Origin of the sequence: Streptomyces sp. NBC_00178 (genome assembly GCF_036206005.1) — a bacterium.
Lineage (GTDB): Bacteria > Actinomycetota > Actinomycetes > Streptomycetales > Streptomycetaceae > Streptomyces.
This window is the reverse complement of record NZ_CP108143.1, coordinates 6,617,759-6,638,522: the sequence shown is the minus strand read 5'-3', so window position 1 is coordinate 6,638,522 and position 20,764 is coordinate 6,617,759. Positions and strand designations below refer to the sequence as shown.

General features: G+C 70.9%; 17 protein-coding genes. 12 read left to right on the top strand and 5 right to left on the bottom strand.

Annotated elements, in window-relative coordinates; all coding sequences use genetic code 11:
- Positions 1-16 precede the first annotated feature (16 nt).
- The 5 genes from OHT61_RS29040 to OHT61_RS29020 all read left to right on the top strand — a co-directional run bounded on the left by OHT61_RS29040 (position 17) and on the right by OHT61_RS29020 (position 5,336).
- Entirely contained in the window at positions 17-1,273 is a 1,257-nt protein-coding gene (locus OHT61_RS29040; protein ID WP_443049569.1) for a PP2C family protein-serine/threonine phosphatase, read from the top strand.
- On the top strand, positions 1,270-2,895 hold the full coding sequence (locus OHT61_RS29035; RefSeq protein WP_329042260.1) for a sensor histidine kinase: 1,626 nt from the start codon (positions 1,270-1,272) through the stop codon (positions 2,893-2,895). Before OHT61_RS29040 ends, OHT61_RS29035 begins: the two co-directional genes overlap by 4 nt.
- Positions 2,892-3,335 carry a response regulator gene (locus tag OHT61_RS29030; protein ID WP_327112058.1) on the top strand — a complete coding sequence of 148 codons (444 nt, stop codon included), beginning with the start codon at positions 2,892-2,894 and terminating at the stop codon, positions 3,333-3,335. Before OHT61_RS29035 ends, OHT61_RS29030 begins: the two co-directional genes overlap by 4 nt.
- A 97-nt stretch (positions 3,336-3,432) precedes the next feature.
- Positions 3,433-3,888 (top strand): ATP-binding protein, encoded by a 456-nt coding sequence (locus OHT61_RS29025; RefSeq protein WP_329042258.1) that lies wholly within the window; start codon positions 3,433-3,435, stop codon positions 3,886-3,888.
- 248 nt (positions 3,889-4,136) lie between these two features.
- Complete coding sequence (locus OHT61_RS29020; RefSeq protein ID WP_329042257.1) at positions 4,137-5,336, top strand: DMT family transporter; 1,200 nt, start codon at positions 4,137-4,139, stop codon at positions 5,334-5,336.
- On the opposite strand, the gene OHT61_RS29015 is transcribed toward OHT61_RS29020, so the two are convergent.
- Positions 5,306-6,574: a transglycosylase family protein gene (locus tag OHT61_RS29015; RefSeq protein ID WP_329042256.1), complete on the bottom strand. Its 1,269-nt coding sequence runs from the start codon at positions 6,572-6,574 to the stop codon at positions 5,306-5,308. The genes OHT61_RS29020 and OHT61_RS29015 overlap by 31 nt on opposite strands.
- Positions 6,575-6,785: 211 nt before the next feature.
- Between OHT61_RS29015 and OHT61_RS29010 the strand changes: the two genes are divergently transcribed.
- Positions 6,786-7,862: a LacI family DNA-binding transcriptional regulator gene (locus OHT61_RS29010; RefSeq protein WP_329042254.1), complete on the top strand. Its 1,077-nt coding sequence runs from the start codon at positions 6,786-6,788 to the stop codon at positions 7,860-7,862.
- A gap of 48 nt (positions 7,863-7,910) precedes the next feature.
- Here the strand turns inward: OHT61_RS29010 and OHT61_RS29005 are convergent, their stop codons facing one another.
- Positions 7,911-9,254, bottom strand: coding sequence for an ROK family transcriptional regulator (locus OHT61_RS29005; protein WP_329042253.1), 1,344 nt, complete (start codon positions 9,252-9,254; stop codon positions 7,911-7,913).
- A gap of 142 nt (positions 9,255-9,396) precedes the next feature.
- Between OHT61_RS29005 and OHT61_RS29000 the strand changes: the two genes are divergently transcribed.
- From OHT61_RS29000 to OHT61_RS28980, 5 genes are all read left to right on the top strand, one after another.
- The gene (locus OHT61_RS29000) at positions 9,397-10,710 is read left to right on the top strand and encodes an ABC transporter substrate-binding protein (RefSeq protein WP_329042252.1); all 1,314 of its coding nucleotides are present in this window, start codon (positions 9,397-9,399) and stop codon (positions 10,708-10,710) included.
- A gap of 13 nt (positions 10,711-10,723) precedes the next feature.
- Positions 10,724-11,731, top strand: a complete 1,008-nt coding sequence (locus OHT61_RS28995) for a carbohydrate ABC transporter permease (RefSeq protein ID WP_329042251.1) — start codon at positions 10,724-10,726, stop codon at positions 11,729-11,731.
- Positions 11,732-11,759: 28 nt separating this feature from the next.
- Positions 11,760-12,599, top strand: a complete 840-nt coding sequence (locus tag OHT61_RS28990; protein ID WP_329043423.1) for a carbohydrate ABC transporter permease — start codon at positions 11,760-11,762, stop codon at positions 12,597-12,599.
- 20 nt (positions 12,600-12,619) lie between these two features.
- A complete protein-coding gene (locus tag OHT61_RS28985) occupies positions 12,620-13,978 on the top strand; it encodes a GH1 family beta-glucosidase (protein ID WP_329042249.1) in 1,359 nt (452 codons plus the stop codon).
- 148 nt (positions 13,979-14,126) lie between these two features.
- Complete coding sequence (locus OHT61_RS28980; RefSeq protein WP_329042248.1) at positions 14,127-14,516, top strand: hypothetical protein; 390 nt, start codon at positions 14,127-14,129, stop codon at positions 14,514-14,516.
- Between the two features lie 287 nt (positions 14,517-14,803).
- Here the strand turns inward: OHT61_RS28980 and OHT61_RS28975 are convergent, their stop codons facing one another.
- Positions 14,804-15,943 carry a DUF1996 domain-containing protein gene (locus OHT61_RS28975; protein WP_329042247.1) on the bottom strand — a complete coding sequence of 380 codons (1,140 nt, stop codon included), beginning with the start codon at positions 15,941-15,943 and terminating at the stop codon, positions 14,804-14,806.
- Between the two features lie 645 nt (positions 15,944-16,588).
- A complete protein-coding gene (locus tag OHT61_RS28970; RefSeq protein WP_329043421.1) occupies positions 16,589-17,725 on the bottom strand; it encodes a S1 family peptidase in 1,137 nt (378 codons plus the stop codon).
- Positions 17,726-18,262: 537 nt separating this feature from the next.
- On the opposite strand from OHT61_RS28970, the gene OHT61_RS28965 reads away from it, so the two are divergent.
- Positions 18,263-18,910, top strand: coding sequence for an HD domain-containing protein (locus OHT61_RS28965; protein ID WP_329042245.1), 648 nt, complete (start codon positions 18,263-18,265; stop codon positions 18,908-18,910).
- Positions 18,911-19,220: 310 nt separating this feature from the next.
- Here OHT61_RS28965 and OHT61_RS28960 read toward each other — a convergent pair whose 3' ends face one another.
- Positions 19,221-20,723, bottom strand: a complete 1,503-nt coding sequence (locus OHT61_RS28960) for a UDP-N-acetylmuramoyl-L-alanyl-D-glutamate--2,6-diaminopimelate ligase (RefSeq protein WP_329042244.1) — start codon at positions 20,721-20,723, stop codon at positions 19,221-19,223.
- Positions 20,724-20,764: the final 41 nt, after the last annotated feature.

Here is a 20,764-nt window from a genome sequence, read left to right as displayed (position 1 = left end):
TCGGAGGGGGTGGAGTGTGAGCGAGCCGTTGGACACCTCTGCGCGTGTGGCCGATCCGAGACGTGTCCCGGAGCAGCAGAGGGCGCTCGCCCCTGCCGACGTGTCCGTCTGGGACATCGACGCGACCCTGCTCCTGGTCGAGGACGACGCGGGTGACGCGCTCCTCGTGGAGGAGATGCTCAGCGACAGCGAACTGGACGCCCCGCTCACGTGGTGCAAGACGCTGGCCGAGGCCCGGCGGTTCCTGGTGTCCTGCCGCACTCCGGTCTGCGTCCTGCTGGATCTCCACCTGCCGGACGTGAACGGCCCCGACGCCGTACGCCGGCTCGTCGAGTCGGCGCCCGACGCGGCGATCGTCGTGCTGACGGGCATGGCCGAGTCCGGGACCGGGCTGTCCGCGGTGGCGCACGGCGCCCAGGACTACCTCGTGAAGGGCCGGATCGACCCCGAGGCCCTCGGCCGCGCCGTCCGGTACGCCCTCCAGCGCAAGCACGCCGAGCGGTCGGCCGCCGCCTTGCGGACGAGCAGGCTGATCGAGCAGGAGAACGCACGGCTCGAACGCGCCCTGCTGCCCATTCCGCTGCTGCTCGACGACAGTTTCCGGGTCTCGGCCCGCTACGAGGCCGGACGCGCCCACGGACTGCTCAGCGGCGACTTCTACGACGTGGTGCAGACCGCCGACGGCGCGGTGCACGCGGTGATCGGCGACGTGTCGGGCCACGGTGCCGCGGAGGCCGCCCTCGGGGTCTGTCTCCGCGTGGCGTGGCGCACGGCCGTCCTGACCGGGGTCAACCAGCTGGAGAAGATCGGCCTCCTGGAGGAGATACTCGTCGCCGAGCGGTCCGACCCCCATGTGTTCGCCACGGTGACCACGCTGGTGTTCCCGCCGAGCAGGGACCGCGTGTACGTCGCGCGCGCCGGGCACCCGGGACTGCTGCTGCGGCGCGGCACGGACGTCGGGTGGGTTGAGCCCGACATGGGCATGGCCCTCGGACTGCTTCCCGGCGCGGGCCGCTGGACGATCACCGAGCTGGACCTGTCCCCCGACAGTGAGCTGGTCCTGTTCACCGACGGCCTGTTCGAGGGGCGTACGGGGCCCAAGTCACGACTGGGCGAGGAAGGACTTCTGGCGATGGCGGCGAAGAACGGGGCGCTGGAACCGAGCGCGTTCGTGGACTCACTGGTCGCGGAGGCCACCGCGAGCGCGGCACCGTACGGCGGACTGGCGGACGACGTCGCTGTCCTCCATCTGGGCTGGAGGGCCACTACATGACCACTGGGAAGCCATCGGGCACGCGGCCCGGACCCATGGCGCGGCTGTCGGTGCAGAACTGGGTCCATCTGATCCTCGCCGGTTTCGTCGTGGTGGTCTGCGCGTGCCTCGTCATCGGCGGGCTCGTCCTCTCCCGGATCTCCGACCGCACCACGGACCTGGTGGACCGTATCCAGCCCGCCCGCTCCGCGTCGTTCCAGCTGCAGAACTCGCTGCTCGACCAGGAGACGGGGGTCCGCGGCTACGCCCTCACCGGCGACCAGTCGTTCCTGGAGCCCTACAAGGCGGGCAGGCAGGCCGAGCGGGAGCGGCTGGAGCGGGTCCGCACCCTGATCGACCACCAGCAGCCCTACGCCGAGGACCTGGACCGGATCGCCGGGGCCGCCCGGGAGTGGCGCACGCAGCACGCGGAGCCGCTCATCGCCGCCGTGCGCGCGAGCGGACCCACCGGCGCGTCGTCCGGCCCCATCCTGCGCAGCAAGGCGGAGTTCGACGCCCTGCGCGTCCTCTACACCGCCCAGCAGGGCCATCTGGACGACGCACGGGACAAGGCCCGCGCCGAGCTCGGGGAGGCGCGCACGACGCGCGACCGGGTCCTCGTCGCACTCCTGGCCGGTTTCGTGCTGGCCGTCGTCTCCCTGAGCCTGCTGCTCCACCGCGTGGTGGGCCGGCCGCTGCACGCTCTGACCGCCGCGTCGAACCGTGTGCGGTCGGGCTCCTTCTCGAGCAGGATCGAGGTGAGCGGTCCGTCGGACGTCACGGCGGTGGCCGCGGCGGCCGAGGACATGCGCCGTCGTCTGGTGGCCGAGCTGGACGAGTCCCAGGAGCGGGAGACCCTGCTCGCCGAGCAGACCGCGGAGCTGCGCCGGTCCAACTCCGAGCTGGAGCAGTTCGCCTACGTCGCCTCACACGACCTGCAGGAACCGCTGCGGAAGGTCGCGTCCTTCTGCCAGCTGCTGGAGAAGCGCTACAGCGCCCAGCTGGACGACCGTGCCAGGCAGTACATCGACTTCGCGGTGGACGGCGCCAAGCGGATGCAGGTGCTGATCAACGACCTGCTGACGTTCTCCCGGGTGGGCAGGGTGCAGCAGACCTGGAAGCCCGTGGACCTCGGGAGCTCCCTGGACCGGGCGATGTCCAACCTGACCCTGGCCGTCGACGAGTCCGGGGCCACCGTGGTCCGCGAGGACCCGCTGCCGGAGCTGCTCGGGGACTCCACGTCCCTCACCATGGTCTGGCAGAACCTGATCGGCAACGCCATCAAGTTCCGCAGGCCCGACGTGCCGTGCCGGATCACCGTCGGCTGTGTGCGGGAGGACGACGACTGGCACCTCACGGTGGCCGACAACGGCATCGGCATCGCGCCGGAGTTCGCCGACAAGGTGTTCATCATCTTCCAGCGGCTGCACGCCAGGGACGAGTACGAAGGCACCGGGATCGGGCTGTCCCTCTGCCGTAAGATCGTCGAATTCCACGGTGGCCGGATCTGGCTGGACCCGGCACCCTCCGAGGGCACGCTTATCCACTTCACCCTGCCCGTCCTTCCGGAGGCACCCACCCACACGACGGCGGAGCTGCTGGCCCCCGCCGCACTGACCCCCCGGTCGGGAGACGCCCCGTGAACGACGCCGTGAAGCCCATCGAGGTCCTGCTCGTCGAGGACGATCCCGGGGACGAGCTGATGACCCGGGAGGCCTTCGAGGACAACAAGATCCGCAACACCCTGCACGTGGTGCGCGACGGCCAGGAGGCGCTGGACTTCCTCTACCGCCAGGGCGAGTACGCCGACGCCCCGCGCCCGGACCTGGTGCTCCTCGACCTCAACCTGCCGCGCTACGACGGCAGGCAGGTGCTCGAGCGGATCAAGACGGACCCCGAACTCGCCCTGATCCCGGTTGTGGTCCTCACCACGTCCTCGGCGGAGGAGGACATCCTGCGCAGCTACAAACTGCACGCCAACGCCTATGTCACCAAGCCGGTCGACCTGGAGCAGTTCATCGGCGCGGTGCGCCAGATCGACGACTTCTTCGTGAGCGTGGTACGGCTCCCGCCGCGTGCGTAAGATCTGGAGAGATCCCCCGGAGTGGGATCTCTCGACGCGGGTAGACGAACGGCGAGAAGAGGTCCCTGACCTCCCCTGCGGCGCCTGGCTGGAGCACATGAACGAACAGGCCATTTCACGGCCGGACGACGCCTGTCAGGGGTCACCGTCCTCCGAGGTTCTGCTCACCGCCGAGGTGTTCGACGGCGAGCCGGGTTGCATCGCACAGGCCCGCGCACTGGCCGAGCGCTTCCTGGGGCGGCTCGTGTCGGAGTGGCTCGCCGTTCTCGGTGAGCACACGCGAAGCGACCTGATGCTGGCGGTCAGCGAGCTGATCACCAACGCGGACCGCTACAGCCACGGCCCCTACCTGCTGGAGCTCGAGGGGAACGCCCGGCGCATCAGCGTCACGGTCTACGACACCAGCACGGCGCTCCCGGTCCTCTACTCCCCCGATCCCGGCCGCCTGGGCGGTCACGGCATGGAGATCGTCGTCGCGCTCTGCGACCGGCTGACCGCCGAGCGCGTGCCGGTGGGCAAGCGCATCCGCGCCGAGTTCCAGCTCAGTACCTGAGCGCTCTCGCGCCGCCCTTCCGAACGCCCCTCGCTCCAGGCCGGGGCGATTTGCCCATATTTCAGCAACTTTGCGTCACAGGTCGGCCGCACGGCGTCACCTCACGCGGGAACTTCTGAGCCCTCGGGCCAGGAGGACTACCGTCGAGAGGAGGACCCAGGAGTGATGTACGTACTACTGGAGCAGTACGCCGAATCGCCGCCTCAGGGACGACGACGCGGCGGCTCCGACGGGACATCGTGGTGTACATGAGTTCCCTCGCGCTTTCCGTGCTGTTGTCACTGGTCTCCGCGGTCGCCTACGCGGCCGGCGCGATCGTCCAGGAGCGCGTGGCCTCGGCCGGCGGCAGCCGTCCGTACGCACCGTTGCGCAACCGCGCGTGGTGGGTGGCCGTGGGACTCAACGGCGTCGGGGCGCTCCTGCACGTGGTGGCACTGGCGTACGGACCGCTCAGCCTCGTACAGCCCCTCGGCGCGCTCACGATCGTCTTCGCGCTGCCGATGGCCGCGGTCTTCGTGCACCGGAGGGCGGGCCGCACGGCATGGCGGGGTGCGGTGATGGCCACGGTCGGTCTGGCCGGACTGCTGGCACTGACGGGGAGCGCGGGGTCCCATTCGCTGGCGGGGCCGGAGCAGTTCATGCTGGCGGCGGCGACCGCGGGAGCCGTGGTGGTGGTGCTCATCGCGGCGAAGGCGCTGCACCGGCCGATGTTCCGCAGCGTGGTGCTGGCGACCGGTGCGGGGATCGCCTTCGGCATGGCGTCGGTGTTCACGAAGACCGTGGCGGTGGAGTGGACCTCGGGTTCGGTGCGTTCGGGACTGCCGACCCTGCTGGTGATCGCGGTGCTCGCCGCCGCGGGACTGCTGCTCTCGCAGGCGGCCTACCGGGGCGCGGGGCTCGCGGCCCCGCTCGCCACGGTCACGGTGGTCAACCCGGTGGTCGCCGCGGTGGTCGGCATCACCCTGTTCGGGGAGCAGTTCCGCTACGGCCTGACGGGGACCCTGCTCGCGCTGCTCTGCGGGGCGCTCGCCGCGTCCGGTCTGGTGCTGCTGACCACGGAGCGGGTGGGCCGGGAGGGGCGCGCGGCGGAGACCGCCGACACCCGGACCCGGGCGTCGGCGGAGACCGGAACGCGTGACCCGGAGCCCGCGGAGACCGGCACCCGCGCTCCGGAGCCCACGGCCGTCGAGGCGGAGGAGGCCGGTGCGCCTCCCGCGGTCAAGCTGCCGGAACCGGCGAAGCCGTCGGCTCGATCGGGCACGCATCTGCCCGACCCCTTTCCGGCACCCACCGCCCTCTCCCTGCCGTTGACCCTCCCCCTGGACCACGGCAGCGGACGCGTCGAGTTCACCGGGCGGCGGCCCGCCGCCGGTGGCCGGTCCCGCCGGGGCGACTTAGCGGACCCGGCGGGGGCCGTTCAGACGCTGACGCCGCCGGCCCTGAGGTAGGCGAGGGGGTCGACGTCGGATCCGTAGCCGGGGCCGGTACGGATCTCGAAGTGCAGGTGCGGCCCGGTGCTGTTGCCGGTGGAACCCGAGCGTGCGATCCGCTGGCCACCGCCCACCTGCTGACCGGCGCGGACGTGGAGCGAGGAGAGGTGGGCGTACTGGCTGTACCTGCCGTCGCCGTGCCGGATGACGATCTCGTAGCCGTACGCGCCCGCCCAGCCGGCCGAGACGACCGTGCCCGAGGCGACGGCCTTCACCGAGGTGCCGGTGGGAACGGGGAAGTCCACGCCCGTGTGGTAGCCGCTCGACCACGAACCCGCCTGGTGGTAGGGGGTCCCGGTCCTCGCGGTCACGGGGGCGGTCAGGCCGGAGTGCTGCCGGGCCGTCTTCTTCTCGCTGCGCGCGGCCGGCTCCGGAGCGTTCTTCCGCACGGCCTTCGGAGCAGTGCTCCCGGGCGCCGCCTTCCCGCCGGCCTTCTGCCTCGGTGCCGCCTTCTCCGCCGCGGCCTTCCGCTGAGGGGCTGCCGTGGCCGGCTTCGGAGCGGTCCTCGCCGTCCCGGCGGCGTCGAGGGACAGGCGCTGGCCCGGGAGGATCAGGTCGGGATCGGAGCCGACCACCGCGCGGTTGGCCGCGTACAGGCGCTGCCAGCCGCCCTGTACGCGCTTCTCGGCGGCTATGCCGGAGAGGGAGTCCCCCTGCGCCACCGTGTACGAGTCACGCTTGCCGGGCACGGACGTCGGCGACGCCTTGGCCGCCGCGTCCCGGGCGGCGTCCTTCGCCGTTCCGGCGGCCTTGTCGCGCGCGGTCCCGACGCGGTCGGCGCCGGGACGCGACTGAGGGTGGACGTCGGGGGCGTCGCCGCCCCGCTTCAGTCCCGCGCTGACGGAACACGTGGGCCAGGCGCCCGGGCCCTGCCCGTCGAGGACCTTCTCCGCGATGGCGATCTGCTGGTCCTTGGTGGCGAGATCGGCCCGGGGGGCGTAGGCCGTGCCGCCGTAGGCGGCCCAGGTCGACCGGGTGAACTGCAGTCCCCCGTAGTAGCCGTTGCCCGTGTTGATGTGCCAGTTGCCGGTCGCCTCGCAGGCGGCCACCTTCTCCCACACATCGGTGGAAGCGGCGCCGGCCGAAGCGGCGGTGAGCAGCGGGAGCGCGATGCCCGCTCCTCCCGCCGTCACCGTGAGCGAGGCACGGTTGATGCGGCTGGGCTGGTATCTGCGGTGCCGTCCGTTCGCGGCCATGATCAGGCTCCCCCACTGGCAGTAGGACACGTCGCAAGCGGCCAACGTATGGGCAGGCAAAGGCTGGTGACAAGCGAAACCCGGATACCCGCCCCGCATGCGCCCCGGCGCACGACCCCTCGGCCGGCCGGGATCGCGAGGTCGTGACGGACACGCCCCCGTGCCGGAGAGCGCTCTATCCGGGCGTCCGCTCGGTGCTATAAATGCGCCCATGACGGATGCTCTGCGGCCGACCGGTGCCGCGCCCACCCTGGAGGACGTCGCGAGGGCCGCCGGCGTCTCGCGCGCCACGGTCTCGCGGGTCGTCAACGGCGTGCGCAACGTCGATCCGGTCATCCAGGAGGCGGTGCGGCAGGCGGTGTCGGTCACCGGTTACGCGCCCAACCGCGCGGCCCGCTCCCTGGTCACCCGGCGTACGGACGCCGTCGCCCTGGTGGTGTCGGGCGCGGGAACCGAACCGGACGAGGACGGGGCCGTACCCGCTCCGGAGGGCTCCTTCACGGCCCAGGTGTTCGCCGACCCGTTCTTCGGCAGGGTCGTGACGGGAGTCGTCAACTACCTCCGGCCGCGGGGGATGCACCCGGTGCTGATGTTCGCCGAGACCTCGCACGCCAGGGAGGAGGTGGTGGCGTACCTGCGGCAGGGCCGTGCGGACGGTGCGCTGGTCGTGTCGACGCACGCACAGGACCCGCTGCCGGCGCTGATCGCGGACGCGGGGCTGTCCGCGGTGCTGTACGCGCGCCCCGCCCGGCCGGTGGGCATGAGCTATGTGGATCTGGCCCATCGGGACGGCGCCCGGCTCGCGACGGACCATCTGCTGGCACGCGGCTGCCGCAGGATCGCGGCCATCAGCGGGCCGCTCAACGTACTCGCGGCCCAGGAACGGCTCGCGGGGTTCCGGGAGACGATGGAGCGCCACGGCCACGCCTCCGCGCCCGCCGTCGAGGGGCAGTTCACCCAGGAGAGCGGCGAGGCCGCCATGGAGCGGCTGCTCGCCGAACACCCCGACCTGGACGGGGTGTTCGCCGGCAACGACCTCATGGCGACGGGAGCCTGCCATGTGCTGCGGGATCACGGCAGGCGGGTCCCGGAGGACGTCGCGGTGATCGGTTTCGACGACAGCAGCGCCGCCGTCGCGTGCAGGCCGCCGCTCACGACGGTCCGTCAGCCCGTCGAGGACATGGCGGCCGAGATGGCCGGGCTGCTGCTGGACCGGCTGGCGGCACCCGACCGCCCCGTCACCTCCGTCGTCTTCGAACCGGTCCTGGTGGTACGGGACTCCGCGTAGGCCGCGCCTCTCCCCCGGGGCGGCACCCGGCCTCGGCCGTCGCGCGGCTCAGCCCGTGGCCGTGCGGCCGCGGGCGCGCGTCATCGAGGCGGGTGCGCGCTCGGGCGCCTCGGCGGCGAGCGGTACGCGTGCGGGGGCGGGGCGGGTTCCGCCGCGTGCCAGGAAGTCGGACAGGGGCAGGGTCGCGGCCCCCACTGTGACCGCGTCCGGGCCGAGGTGCCCCAGGTCGATCGTCGTGCGGGCGACGGCGTGGCGGAGGGCGTACTCCTGTGCGTACCGGCGGATGTCCGGGAGGAGGTGCGGGCCGATCAGCAGGCCGGCCCAGCCGCCGAGCAGGATGCGCTCGGGCAGGAAGAGGTTGACCAGGTCGGCCAGTGCCGCGCCGAGGCATTCCGCCGTCTCGTCCAGGATGGAGACCGCGACGGGGTCCGGGACCCCGTCGGCGGTGTCCGGGTATGCGGCGGCGAGCAGGGCGGCCAGAGCCGTCTCGTCGTCCGCGTCGGGGGGCAGCGGGCCGCCCGCCTCCTGCCAGCGCTCGCGCATCGCCTCCGCACCCGCGTACGCCTCCAGGCAGCCGATGGAGCCGCAACGGCACCGCCGCCCCCGCAGTTGCACGGTGGTGTGGCCCCACTCCAGGGCCGCGTCGGAGAGGTCCTCGTCGAGGACGTTCCCCCGGTTCACGCTGGCGCCCACGCCGGAGCCGATGAGTGCGACAGCGGCGGCTCCGGCACCCCGGCCGCCGCCGAACCACATCTCCGCCTGCCCCAGCGTCTTGGCGCCGTTGTCGATGAAGAACGGCACCTCGGGCGGCACGTCCACGGCCTCACGCAGCATCCGCTCGAAGGGCACGGCACTCCAGCCGATGGTCTGGCCGTGCACGACGGCGCCGGGGCCGCCCAGCGCCTCCGGGGCGTCCCGTTCGATGATGCCGGGCACCCCGATCCCGATGCCCAGCAGCATGCGGGGGTCGGCGCCGGCGTCGCGCAGGACGTCGGACACGCCCGTACGGACATGGCTGACGATGCGCTCGACGTCGTACCCGTGCTGGGCGAGGAGGCGGTCGGTGCGGGCGAGTTCCGTGAGCGACAGGTCGAACAGCTCGACGCGCACGCGCGTCTCGCCGATGTCGATGCCCACGAACAGCCCGCTGTCCGGGGCGATGCGCAGCAGGGTGCGGGGGCGCCCGCCGTCGGAGTCGACGATGCCGGCCTCTTCGAGGAGGCCCTCGGACGCCAGCTCGGCGACCACGTTGCTGATGGATCCCGAACTCAGCCCGGTCACGGGGCCGAGCTCCTGACGGCTCAAGGGGCCGTCGACATACAACCGTTGCAATACCCTCGCCCGATTGCCCCTTCGCAGGTCACGCACGGTCCGTCTGCTGCGCTCAGCCATGGTGCTCCCTTCGTCCCGGCAACATACCCCGGCCCCAGCACTTGACGCGCACTTTCTTCACCTCTTAAATCACATCTTAAATTAAGAGCGGAAGGGCAGTTCGGCTCCCGAACCCGCCCTCCCCGGAAAGGGGCCACCTTTCATGCGTCACCTCAGAGCCGCAGCAGCCGTCACCCTCGCCCTGTCCGTCGCCGCCGGAGTCACCGGCTGCGGGGGCGGGACGTCGTCGGCGGGAGGCAGCAACGAGTCCCCGAAGACCCTGACGTACTGGGCGTCCAACCAGGGTCCGAGCATCGAGGCCGACAAGAAGATCCTCACTCCCGAACTGAAGAAGTTCGAGAAGGAGACCGGGATCAAGGTGAAGCTGGAGGTCGTCCCCTGGGCGGACCTGCTGAACCGGATCCTCGCCGCCACCACGTCGGGACAGGGCCCGGACGTGCTGAACATCGGCAACACGTGGTCGGCCTCCCTCCAGGCCACCGGGGCGCTGCTCCCCTGGGACGACAAGAACTTCGAGGCGATCGGCGGCCGTGACCGCTTCATCGACTCGGCGGTCGCCTCGGCCGGCAAGGAGGGCGAGCCCCCGGCGGCGGTGCCGCTCTACTCGCTGTCGTACGCCCTCTACTACAACAAGAAGATGTTCGCGGACGCGGGCATCACCACTCCGCCCGCCACGTGGGAGCAGCTCGTCACGGACGGCAAGAAGCTCTCCAAGGACGGCAAGTGGGCCCTCGGCGCCGAGGGCGCCAACCTCTCCAACAACATCCACCAGACCTTCGTCCTCGGGCAGCAGCACGGCGCCGACTTCTTCGACGCGCAGGGCAAGGCCGACTTCACGTCCGACGGCGCCGTCGCCGCGGTGAAGCAGTACGTCGACTTCATGGCCAAGGACAAGATCATCGCGCCGGGCAACGCCGAGTACGCCCAGAACCAGTCGCTGACCGACTTCGCCAAGGGCCGGACGGCCATGGTCCTCTGGCAGGCCGCCGCGACCACCTTCGCCGCCCAGGGCATGAAGCCGGAGGACTGGGGCGTCGCTCCGGTCCCCGTCCCGTCCGGAGCCCCCGGCGCGGGCAAGCAGACCAACTCCATGGTGGCCGGCATCAACATGGCGGTGTTCAAGAACACCAAGAACATCGACGGTGCCAAGAAGTTCGTGAAGTTCATGACCAGCGACGCCGAGCAGAAGATCCTCTGCAAGACGTACGGGTCGATCCCGCCCGTCAAGGCCGCCCAGTCCGACGCCGCCTTCTCCGCTCCGGAGCTGAAGGTCCTGCGCGACACCCTCGCCACCAGCGCGGCCCCGCTGCCGCAGGTGCCGAACGAGTCGCAGTTCGAGACCGCGGTGGGCACGGCGGTCAAGGAGCTGTTCGCGGACGCCGCGGCCGGCACCCCCGTGACGACCGAGTCGGTCAAGGCGCGCCTGGAAAAGGCGCAGCAGACGATGCAGCAGTAGTGAGGCACTCTTCATGACCGCCGTGACCACCGATCCCAAGGTCGACAAGCCGAACGGGGTGGGGAGCACGGGCACCGGGGGTGCGCGCAGGAGACTGCCGCGCATCCCCGACCGGATCCGCCAAGGCGGACTGCCCTACCTCCTGCTGCTCCCCGCCGTCCTTCTCGAACTCCTGATCCACATCATCCCGATGCTCATCGGGATCGTGATGAGCTTCCGTCAGCTCACGCAGTTCTTCATCAACAACTGGGGCGGGGCGCCCTGGAGCGGCCTCGACAACTACCGGATCGCCGTCGACTTCGACGCGCCGATCGGCGAGGCGCTGCTCCACTCGTTCCTCGTCACCTGCGTCTTCACCTTCTTCGCCGTCGGCCTGGCCTGGCTGTTCGGGATCACCGCGGCGATCATGCTGCAGGAGAGCTTCCGCGGCCGGGGTTTCCTGCGGGCCGTCTTCCTCGTCCCGTACGCCCTGCCCGTCTACGCGGCCGTGATCACCTGGGCGTTCATGTTCCAGCGCGACAACGGGCTGGTGAACCACGTCCTGCACGACCAGCTCGGGCTGACCGACCAGCCGTCCTTCTGGCTGATCGGTGACAACAGCATCTACGCGCTGATCATCGTCTCCGTCTGGAAGGGCTGGCCGTTCGCCTTCCTCATGCTCATGGCCGGCCTGCAGAACATCCCGCGCGAGCTCTACGAGGCCGCCTCGATCGACGGTGCCGGCATCTGGCAGCAGATCCGCAGGATCACGCTCCCCTCGCTCAGGCCCGTCAACCAGGTCCTGGTACTGGTCCTGTTCCTGTGGACGTTCAACGACTTCAACACCCCGTACGTCCTGTTCGGGAAGTCCGCGCCGGAGAACGCCGACCTCATCTCGATCCACATCTACCAGTCGTCATTTGTCACCTGGAACTTCGGCAGCGGCTCGGCGATGTCCGTCCTGCTGCTCCTGTTCCTCCTGGTCGTGACGGCCGTCTACCTGTTCTTCACCTCACGCGGAAGGAAGGGCGCTGATGCCTAGCCCCGCCCGGTCACGCGTCCGGTCCCCCATGGCGGCACCCCAGTCCTTCCTCTGGACCCGCCGCATCGTCCTCACCCTCCTCGCGGGCTTCGTCCTGCTGCCGGTCTACGTCATGGTCAGCAGCTCGCTGAAGCCGCTCCAGGACGTGTCCGGGAAGTTCCAGTGGATCCCGAGGAATCTCACGATCCAGCCGTACTTCGACATCTGGGACACCGTCCCGCTGGCGAAGTACTTCGTGAACTCGCTGATCGTGGCCGGGGCCGCGACGGCCCTCTCCGTCACCATCGCGGTGTTCTCGGCGTACGCGGTGAGCCGCTACACCTTCCGCGGGAAGCGGGCGTTCACCGTCACGGTGCTCTCCACGCAGATGTTCCCGGGGATCCTCTTCCTCCTGCCGCTGTTCCTCATCTTCGTCAACATCGGGAACAGCACCGGTCTGGCCCTGTACGGGTCGCGGGGCGGACTGATCCTCACCTACCTGACGTTCTCGCTGCCCTTCTCCATCTGGATGCTGATCGGGTACTTCGACTCCATCCCGAAGGACCTCGACGAGGCGGCGCTGGTGGACGGCTGCGGCCCGATCCGCGCGCTGTTCCGGGTCGTGGTGCCGGCCGCGGTGCCGGGGATCGTCGCCGTGTCGGTGTACGCCTTCATGACGGCCTGGGGCGAGGTGCTGTTCGCCTCCGTGATGACGAACGACGCCACGAGGACCCTGGCGGTGGGTCTCCAGGGCTACGCCACCCAGAACGACGTGTACTGGAACCAGGTCATGGCCGCGTCGCTCGTCGTCAGCGTGCCCGTCGTCGCGGGATTCCTGCTCCTGCAGCGCTACCTCGTCGCCGGGCTCACCGCGGGAGCAGTCAAGTGACCGACAAGGAAAGGCAGTCAGTGAACGACCTCAACGCCCTCCCGGCCGGCTTCACCTGGGGCGTCGCTACGGCCGCGTACCAGATCGAGGGCGCGGTGGCCGAGGACGGCCGCGCCCCGTCGATCTGGGACACCTTCTCGCACACGCCCGGCACCATCGACAACGGTGACAACGGCGACGTGGCGTGCGACCACTACCACCGGGTCCCGGAGGACATCGGGCTCATCAAGGAGCTCGGCGCCGGCGCCTACCGCTTCTCGGTCGCCTGGCCCCGGGTCGTGCCCGGCGGCGACGGACCCGTGAACAAGGCCGGCCTCGACTTCTACGACCGCCTCGTGGACGGCCTCCTGGAGGCCGGGATCACCCCCTTCGCGACGCTCTATCACTGGGACCTGCCGCAGGCGCTCCAGGACCGGGGCGGCTGGACCGTCCGGGAGACCGCGGAGCACTTCGCGGCGTACGCCTCCGTCGTCGTGGAACGCCTCGGCGACCGGGTGAAGGACTGGGCGACCCTCAACGAGCCGCTGTGCTCGGCGTGGATCGGCCACCTGGAGGGCAAGATGGCCCCGGGTCTCACCGACCTCACGGCCGCCGTGCGCGCCTCCTACCACCTCCACCTCGGGCACGGACTGGCCGTACGGGCGATCCGCGACCGGTCGCCCGACGCCCGGGTCGGCATCGTGAACAACCTCAGCCCGATCGAGCCCGCGAGCGCCGGAGCGGCCGACCTGGCCGCCGCCGTACGCGCGGACGGACACATCAACCGCTGGTGGCTGGACCCGATCCACGGCCGCGGCTACCCGCAGGACATGCTCGATCTGTACGGCGTCGAGCTGCCCGTGCGGCCAGGCGACCTGGAGACCATCGCGGCCCCCCTCGACTGGATCGGGCTGAACTACTACTTCCGCCAGATCGTCACCGCGGACCCCCACGGACCGGTGCCGCACGCCCGGCAGATCCACCTCCCCGGCGCGCGGCACACCCACATGGACTGGGAGGTCCACTCCGAGGGCCTGGAACAGCTGCTCATGCGGCTCACCGAGGAGTACGGCGCGCAGCGCATCTACGTCACCGAGAACGGCTCGGCCTACCAGGACGTCGTCCTGGCCGACGGCTCCGTGCACGACCCGGAGCGCACCCGGTACCTGGAGGAGCACCTGGCCGCCTGCGCCCGCGCCGTCGGCAAGGGCGCCCCGCTGGCCGGCTACTTCGCGTGGTCGCTGCTGGACAACTTCGAGTGGGCCTACGGGTACGACAAGCGCTTCGGCCTGGTCCACGTCGACTACGCCACGCAGCGCCGCACGGTGAAGAGCAGCGGACGCCGCTACGCGGAGCTCATCCGTGAGGTCTCCGGCGACAGGCCGCGCACTTCGGTGTGACCCCGTCCCGGGCCGAGCCCGCGCCCCCGGCCCAGCGGCCCGACCGCTGGTGACCGGGGCTCCGTGCGTCCGCGCACCGGGGGAACGCCGTTCGGGGCGCCCTCCGGATGCGTGGGGAGCGTGAGGTCCCGGCACATATGCTCGGCGTATGGAGCAGAGCGAAGTCCTCAAGCGAGTGATCGGCATCCTCACGGAGGCGGGCGAGATGCAGCGCCAGGCCGAGGAGGACACGGGCAGCGGCGATCTGGACACGGGCGGAGGCATGGTGACGACCCTCCTCAACGAGACGATGCCGCACATCGCCATTCCGGCCGATGCCAGCGTCGAGGAGATGGCGGTCCTGGTCGGGCGCGAGGTGGGCGGGGCCGTCGAGCAGCTCGTCGGCGCCTTCACCCTGGCCTTCATCGCGCTGGCGCAGATCCACGACTCCGGCCAGCACGACGTGACCTCCGCCGATGTGCTCCAGGACCTGGCACTGCGGGCGGAGGAGCTGAGCTCCGACGACGAGGGCCCCGACAATTCCGAGGGGCCCGCCTGACCAGCGCACGTCCGCGCCCGGCCCGGCAGGCCGGCGGCGACCTGTGTGAGGCCCCCGCTGTCCGGGATGGGCGCCCTGTACGTGAAGTCCGCGGCGGGCCACGGGATTCCGTGGCCCGCCGCGGACTCTGCGGCCGCATCGGCAGCGGGAAGCGGGACGGTGCGGCAGGCCGGGCCTCCGCGCACCGGCCTCGTGGAACGGGACTCGGCGGCCCGGCCTAGGAGAGCGCTCTCCCCGGTGGGCGCGGACGATCCGCGCCCACCGGGGGGTCCCAGGAGGCCGGAGGGTCAGGGCAGTTCGTAGTTCGCGTTCAGCGCGGCCCCCGCGCCGGGGTTGTTCTGGTCGTAGCCCCGGGCGTCGCACTGGAGCCCGCCCACGACGCAGTGGCGGACCATGGCGGCCAGCGTGGCGTCGTCCCAGGCGTTGAAGAAGTCGTAGTGGAACGAGTGGCCGGTGCCGCTGGCCAGCCTCACCTGCGACATGTCACCGTTGACCGGCCAGGCCATCTTGAACTCGATCATCGGCAGGGCGACCGGGTGGCTGGTGGGACACACGTCCTGGTTGGCGCCCATCACGATCGGATAGGCCATGTGGGACTGGTGGTTCGGCGTGTCCAGGTTCCTGCCGTCCCAGCAACTGGGCGCTTGCATGCGCAGGTTGAGTTGTGTGTCCCTGCTCGTCGGACAGGCGGCCGGGAACTCGAAGTTGTGGTAGCTCTCGCCGCACTCGTAGCCCTCGACCGTGCCCGGGTGGTCGCGGAACTGGTCGACCGTCTGGGTCGGGCTGCCGACGACGAAGCGCAGCCCCTTGGGGAACGGCCGCACCGTCCGGTAGTCCGTGACACCCGCCTTGTAGTAGATGGTCTGCGGTCCGACCGGCCGCACCTCCTGGTTGCCGTTGTAGAGCGTCGGCATCCAGTACGCGGACCGGTCACCCGGCGCCTTGCACACGGTTCCGCCACCACCGAGCGACGCGGTGGTGCTGTTCTCGTTCGTGGTCGTGTTGCCCATGAACGTGTGGTTGTGGGACTTGCCCGTCTGCCCCGGATAGACGATCGGGTCGACCGATCCGGTGTGGTTGACCGAGCAGTTCGCCTGGAACTCGTGAAAGTAGCGGTGAGGCGGGATCTCCGTCGACGGCACCACCCCGGTGACCGGCGGGTTCGCCGGGATGTATCCGTCGCCGTCGGGGTCGTCTCCGGAGGGTACGGGAGCGGCCGCGGCCATCACGTGGCCCTGCGTGTGCTGTCCCGAACCCCCCTGCGCCACCTGTGAGAGGGCAGCCGGCCGGCCGGCTGTCGTCGGAGCGCCACCGGACGCCGTCGCACCGGCGTCCGTGATCGCGGTGAGACCCATGACCACCAGGGCCAGGGCGGCGACGACGACGAGGGCGGACATCAGGGTGGTTCTGCTGAATCTTTCGGTCATGCGGACCTCCGTGCCGCTCTGCAACCGCGCACATCGGGTGCGCGGCGGGGGGAGAGTGGAGCTGCATGCTGCGCCGCACCGGAAGCGGGCCCCAGGGGGTGCACCGCCCGGCGGGAGCCGTGGTGAGTGAACGCGCCTCGGAAGAGCACGCGGAACGCGAACGTGCCTTGCGAATACTGTGGGAGAGCGCTCTCCCGAAGGCGTTGCCAGTGTTGCGCTGCTGCTGAGAACATGTCAATAGTTGGTGAACAGAGGCTCCGCCCAAGGGCGTTGGAAGGGCGGCTCCGTTCCGGTGCATGCGGGGATCCGCCGGGCCGGACGAGGGGGCGGGCCGGGAGCGAGCGACCCGCTCCGGGGAGATGACCGCGGGTCCGCATCCCCAGGACCCGCACAGCAGGCGCCGCACGGCAGGGACCCGGGCGCGGAGGCACCATTTCGACCGCGCGCCGGCCGGATCACGGCCGCGCGGCCGTGAGGGTTCACACCGGGCGCCACGCCCTGCGCCGGGCCACGTCACCGACGCTCGTCAGCGGCGGACGGCGAGGGCCGCCCGCGCATGGGTCTGCTGCGGCAGGGGGCCACCCTGCTGCCGCAGCAGACCGTTCACGTTCCGTCGGTTCGTCCGGAGCCGGCGGAGTCCTCGCGTCAGGCGGTGTGCAGGGTCAGCCCGTAGCGGTTGAGGATCTCGTTGATGGGCTGGTGCCACGTCTCGCCGCCGCCACTGCAGTTGCCCCAGCCGCCGGAGGTCACGCCCTGCGCCTGGTCACCGCTGATGAACGAGCCACCGGAGTCGCCCGGTTCGGCGCAGACGCTGGTCTTGGTCATCTGACGGACGGCGCCCTGGCTGTAGTTCACGGTCTCGTTCTTCGCGAGGACGTTCCCGCAGTGCCAGTGCGTGGTGGAACCCGAACGGCAGATCGAGGCGCCGATCGGAGCCTCGTTCGAGCCGCGCACCAGCTGGTCGGACACGGTGCCCCAGCCGAGGACCACCGGGACGGTCCACCAGCCGCTGCCGACGTTCACCCAGGCGTAGTCGTTGTCGGGGAACGACGATCCCTGGAAGTTCCCGATGGCCGAGCCGTCCCAGCCCCTGACGGCTCCGCCGGCCTGACCGCAGTGCCCCGCGGTGACGAACCCGCCGTGCACCGAGAAGCCTATGGAACAGCGGACGTTGCCGGTGTAGTACGGGTCGCCGCCGACCGTGCCCGCGGCGAACGTCTGCGGGGCCTGGGCGGTCCGTTCCACCGTGACGGGACCCGCCTGGCGGGCCTTCGCGACGAAGGCGCGGACATCGTTGTCACCTTCTGCGGACGCGACGACGTTCACCACGACCGTGTTCGCCCGGGGGTCGACGTGCCAGCTGCTGACGCCCTTGGGCGCGGAGAGGGCGTCCAGCCGGTTCTTGACCGTGTCGAGCCGGCGGGCCGTGTGGTCGACGACCCGGACCTCGGCCCCCGTCGCCCGGACGGCGCGCGCCTTCCCGGCATCGGTGACCGCGACCGTCAGCTTGCCGCTGCCGGAGTCGAACCAGGACCCGCCGTACGCCGCTCCGGCCGCGCCCCGCGCCGTACCCTCCAGCGCCGTCGCCGCCTTCTCGGCGGTGAGCCGCGCCTTCGCCTGAGTTCTCGTCAGCCCGAGATCGCGCTGCATGGCGTCGATGATTCCGGCGGAGGCCTGGGGTTCGGCGGTGGCCGAGGGGGTGTCAGCCGCGGAGGCCTGGGTGAGGCCGGCCGTCGCCCATGTACCGATGATGAGCAGTGCGGAGAGACCGGTCCGCACCATCGTCGTGTGTCTCAAGGGAGTTGCCCCTTCTGTTGTTCCAGCTTCGTGGGGGTGGAACAGGAAGCACCACAGCACATGAGAGCGCTCTGAGAGCGCTCTCAGATGCCGCTACGGACTGTAGTGCAGTTCGAAAGGCAGGTCCATGCCAATGACGCCGGGGGATTCGGCGGACCTCGCCGTCCGGGCAGGCGCTCAGGGTGTGAGCAGCGGAGGTTCCGCGGCGCGCCAGGGTGCACGAAACGCGTCCCACCCGCCGGACGGCCCTGCCGACGTGTCCCAGATGCGCGTCGGGCCGTCGGGCGGGGTGCAAGGGGGCGCCCCGGGATCACCGGTCCTCACGAACGCCGCCCACGCCCGTGTCATGCGCGCCGACAGCCCCTGGTCGGCGATGCCCGGCGGACCCCCCGACGAGGAAGTGGAGGCTCTCGTCGCCGAGATCGCTCGGGTGGCGCCCGGCCTGTCGGCCCGGGGCCCGGCGCGCCGGTCGCCGATCCTGGAGGGAGTCCGGATCACTCGCACAGAAAGCCCGGTGACACCATGCCGACCGATCAGCCCCCGGTAGCCGGCGTACGCGTACCCGATACGAAGCTCGCCGTCGAGGCGACCGAACTGGTGCGGGACACGACCGATGACCTCGTCTATCACCACTCGCACCGCGTCTATCTGTTCGGTGCCCTGCGAGGGCGTGAGCAAGACCTCTCCTTCGACCCTGAACTGCTGTACGTCGCGGCCCTGTTCCACGATCTCGGCCTCGGTGGGCGCTTCCGCTCCAGCGGCCGGCGCTTCGAGGTGGACAGCGCGGACGAGGCACGCCGCTTCCTGCGGTCCCACGGGGTTCCCGAGGACAGCGTGCGCCGGGTGTGGACCGCCATCGCCCTCCACACGACCCCGGGGATCCCCGCCTTCATGGAACCTGAGGTCGCTCTGGTGACCGCAGGCGTGGAGTACGACGTCCTCGGCCTCGGCTACGGGGAGGTCTCGGACGCCGACCGCGCCGCGATCGTGGCGCTCCACCCCCGGCCGGACTTCAAGCGGCGGATCCTCGCGGCGTTCACCGACGGCATCAGGACGAAGCCGGAAACGACGTTCGGGAACGTCAAGGCCGACGTGCTCCAGCACTACGTGCCGGGGTTCGAGCGCGGCGACTTCGTCCGCACCATCCTCGACTCGCCGTGGCCGGAGTGAGCCGCACACAAGGCGTGTCACAGAGGGACGAAGCACCGCCGCATCGCCACGGAGTGAGGTTGTGACCCGGGAGAGCGCGGAGATGACGGCACGGCTGGAGGTTCTCGTCGGTGAGTGGGCGCCGGATCGCGCTTCCCGGCCGGCCGTCGCCACCACCGGGCCCGGGTGCCGGGGCACCGCAGGCCCGCAGACGCTTCGAACGGGCAGTGGTGGGGCGGGGGCGCCGCACGGAGATCCCGGCCCCCGAACGCCCGACGGCCTCGTGGTCGTACACCCCGTCCGGCGACCGGGCGCACGACGTCACACTCACCTACCGCGGGGAGGGGAGCCCCTGAGCCGCACTGACGGTGATGAGCTCCCGCACGGTGGCCATGTCGCTGAAGGGCAGCAGGGCGTCACCGACGATCTGGTAGGGCTCGCTGCCCTTCCCCGCGATCAGGACGACGTCCTCGGGGCCCGCCGCCGAGAGCGCGAAGCCGATGGCCCGGCGGCGGTCCGCCAGGCGCTCGTACGGCGTGCCCGTCCCCTCGATGCCCGGCGCGACCTGGTCCAGGATCGCCTCGGGGTCCTCGTTGCGTGGATTGTCCGAGGTCAGGACACACAGGTCGGAGTACGTCCCGGCGATCCTGCCCATCTCGGCCCGCTTCGTGGTGTCCCTGTCCCCGCCGCAGCCGAAGACCGTGATGACCTTGCCCCGGGCGAAGTCGCGGATGGTGCCGAGCACCTTGTCAAGGGAGTCCGGGGAATGCGCGTAGTCCACGATGACCGAGGTGCCGCCGGCGGTCGTGACGCGTTCGAAGCGGCCCGGGATCTGCGGCATGCGCTCGAGCGCGGAGACCAGCCCGGCCAGATCGTGCCCGAGGAAGTGGCAGGCAGCCACCGTGGCCAGTGCGTTCGCGACGGAGAACTTGCCGGGGGCCGGGACGGCGGCGGGATACTTCCGGCCGCCGTGGTGGAGCGTGAAACGGGTTCCCGAAGCGTCCACGACCAGATCGGTGGCACGGTAGTCGGCCTCGGTGTCGAGGGCGTACGTGGTCACCGCGCCTGGCATCATCGTCGCGATCCGAGCGCCCACCGGGTCGTCGGAGTTGACCACGGCGTGCCGGCAGAGCCCCTGGAAGAGGCGTAGTTTGGCGTCACGGTAGTTGTCCATCGTGCCGTGGTCGTCCAGGTGGTCCTGGCTCAGGTTGGTGAAGACACCCACGTCGACGAAGGTGCGGTCGACCCGGTGGGTCAGCAGGCCCATCGATGTGGCCTCGAGCACCACGGTGGCGACCTCACGGTCCCGCATGCAGCCCAGGAGGTACTGGAGGTCAGGGGACTCGGGGGTCGTCAGCACGGAGCGGGGCATCGGGATCAGTTCGTCGCCGATCCGGCTCCCGGCCGTCCCGATGACCCCGGCCCTCACGCCCTGGGAGATGCGCAGCACTGACTCGACCATGTACGAGACCGACGTCTTGCCGTTGGTGCCCGTGACAGCCACCACGTCCATGCGCCGCCCGGGTTCGCCGTAGTAACGGGACGTGACGACGGCGGCCGTCGACCGGACGTCCGGGACCTGCACGACACAGGCACCTTCCACGGTCCCCGGCAGCACGTAACCGTCCTCCACGATGACCGCCGCCGCGCCACGGGCCAGGACGGGGGCGACCGTGCCCGGACCGCCTTCCAGGTGGCCGGGCACCGCGATGAACAGCGAGCCCGGCGCCGCCCGGTCCGCGTCGAAGGCGGTTCCCGCCGTGACGTGTGTTTCCGCGGGGTCACCCTGAAGGATGCGGTGGTTCTGTCCGGCCAGGAGTTCGCTCAGCTTCACGATGGTCCCTTCGAGGGTGGCTCGGGCCGCGCTGCGGCCGT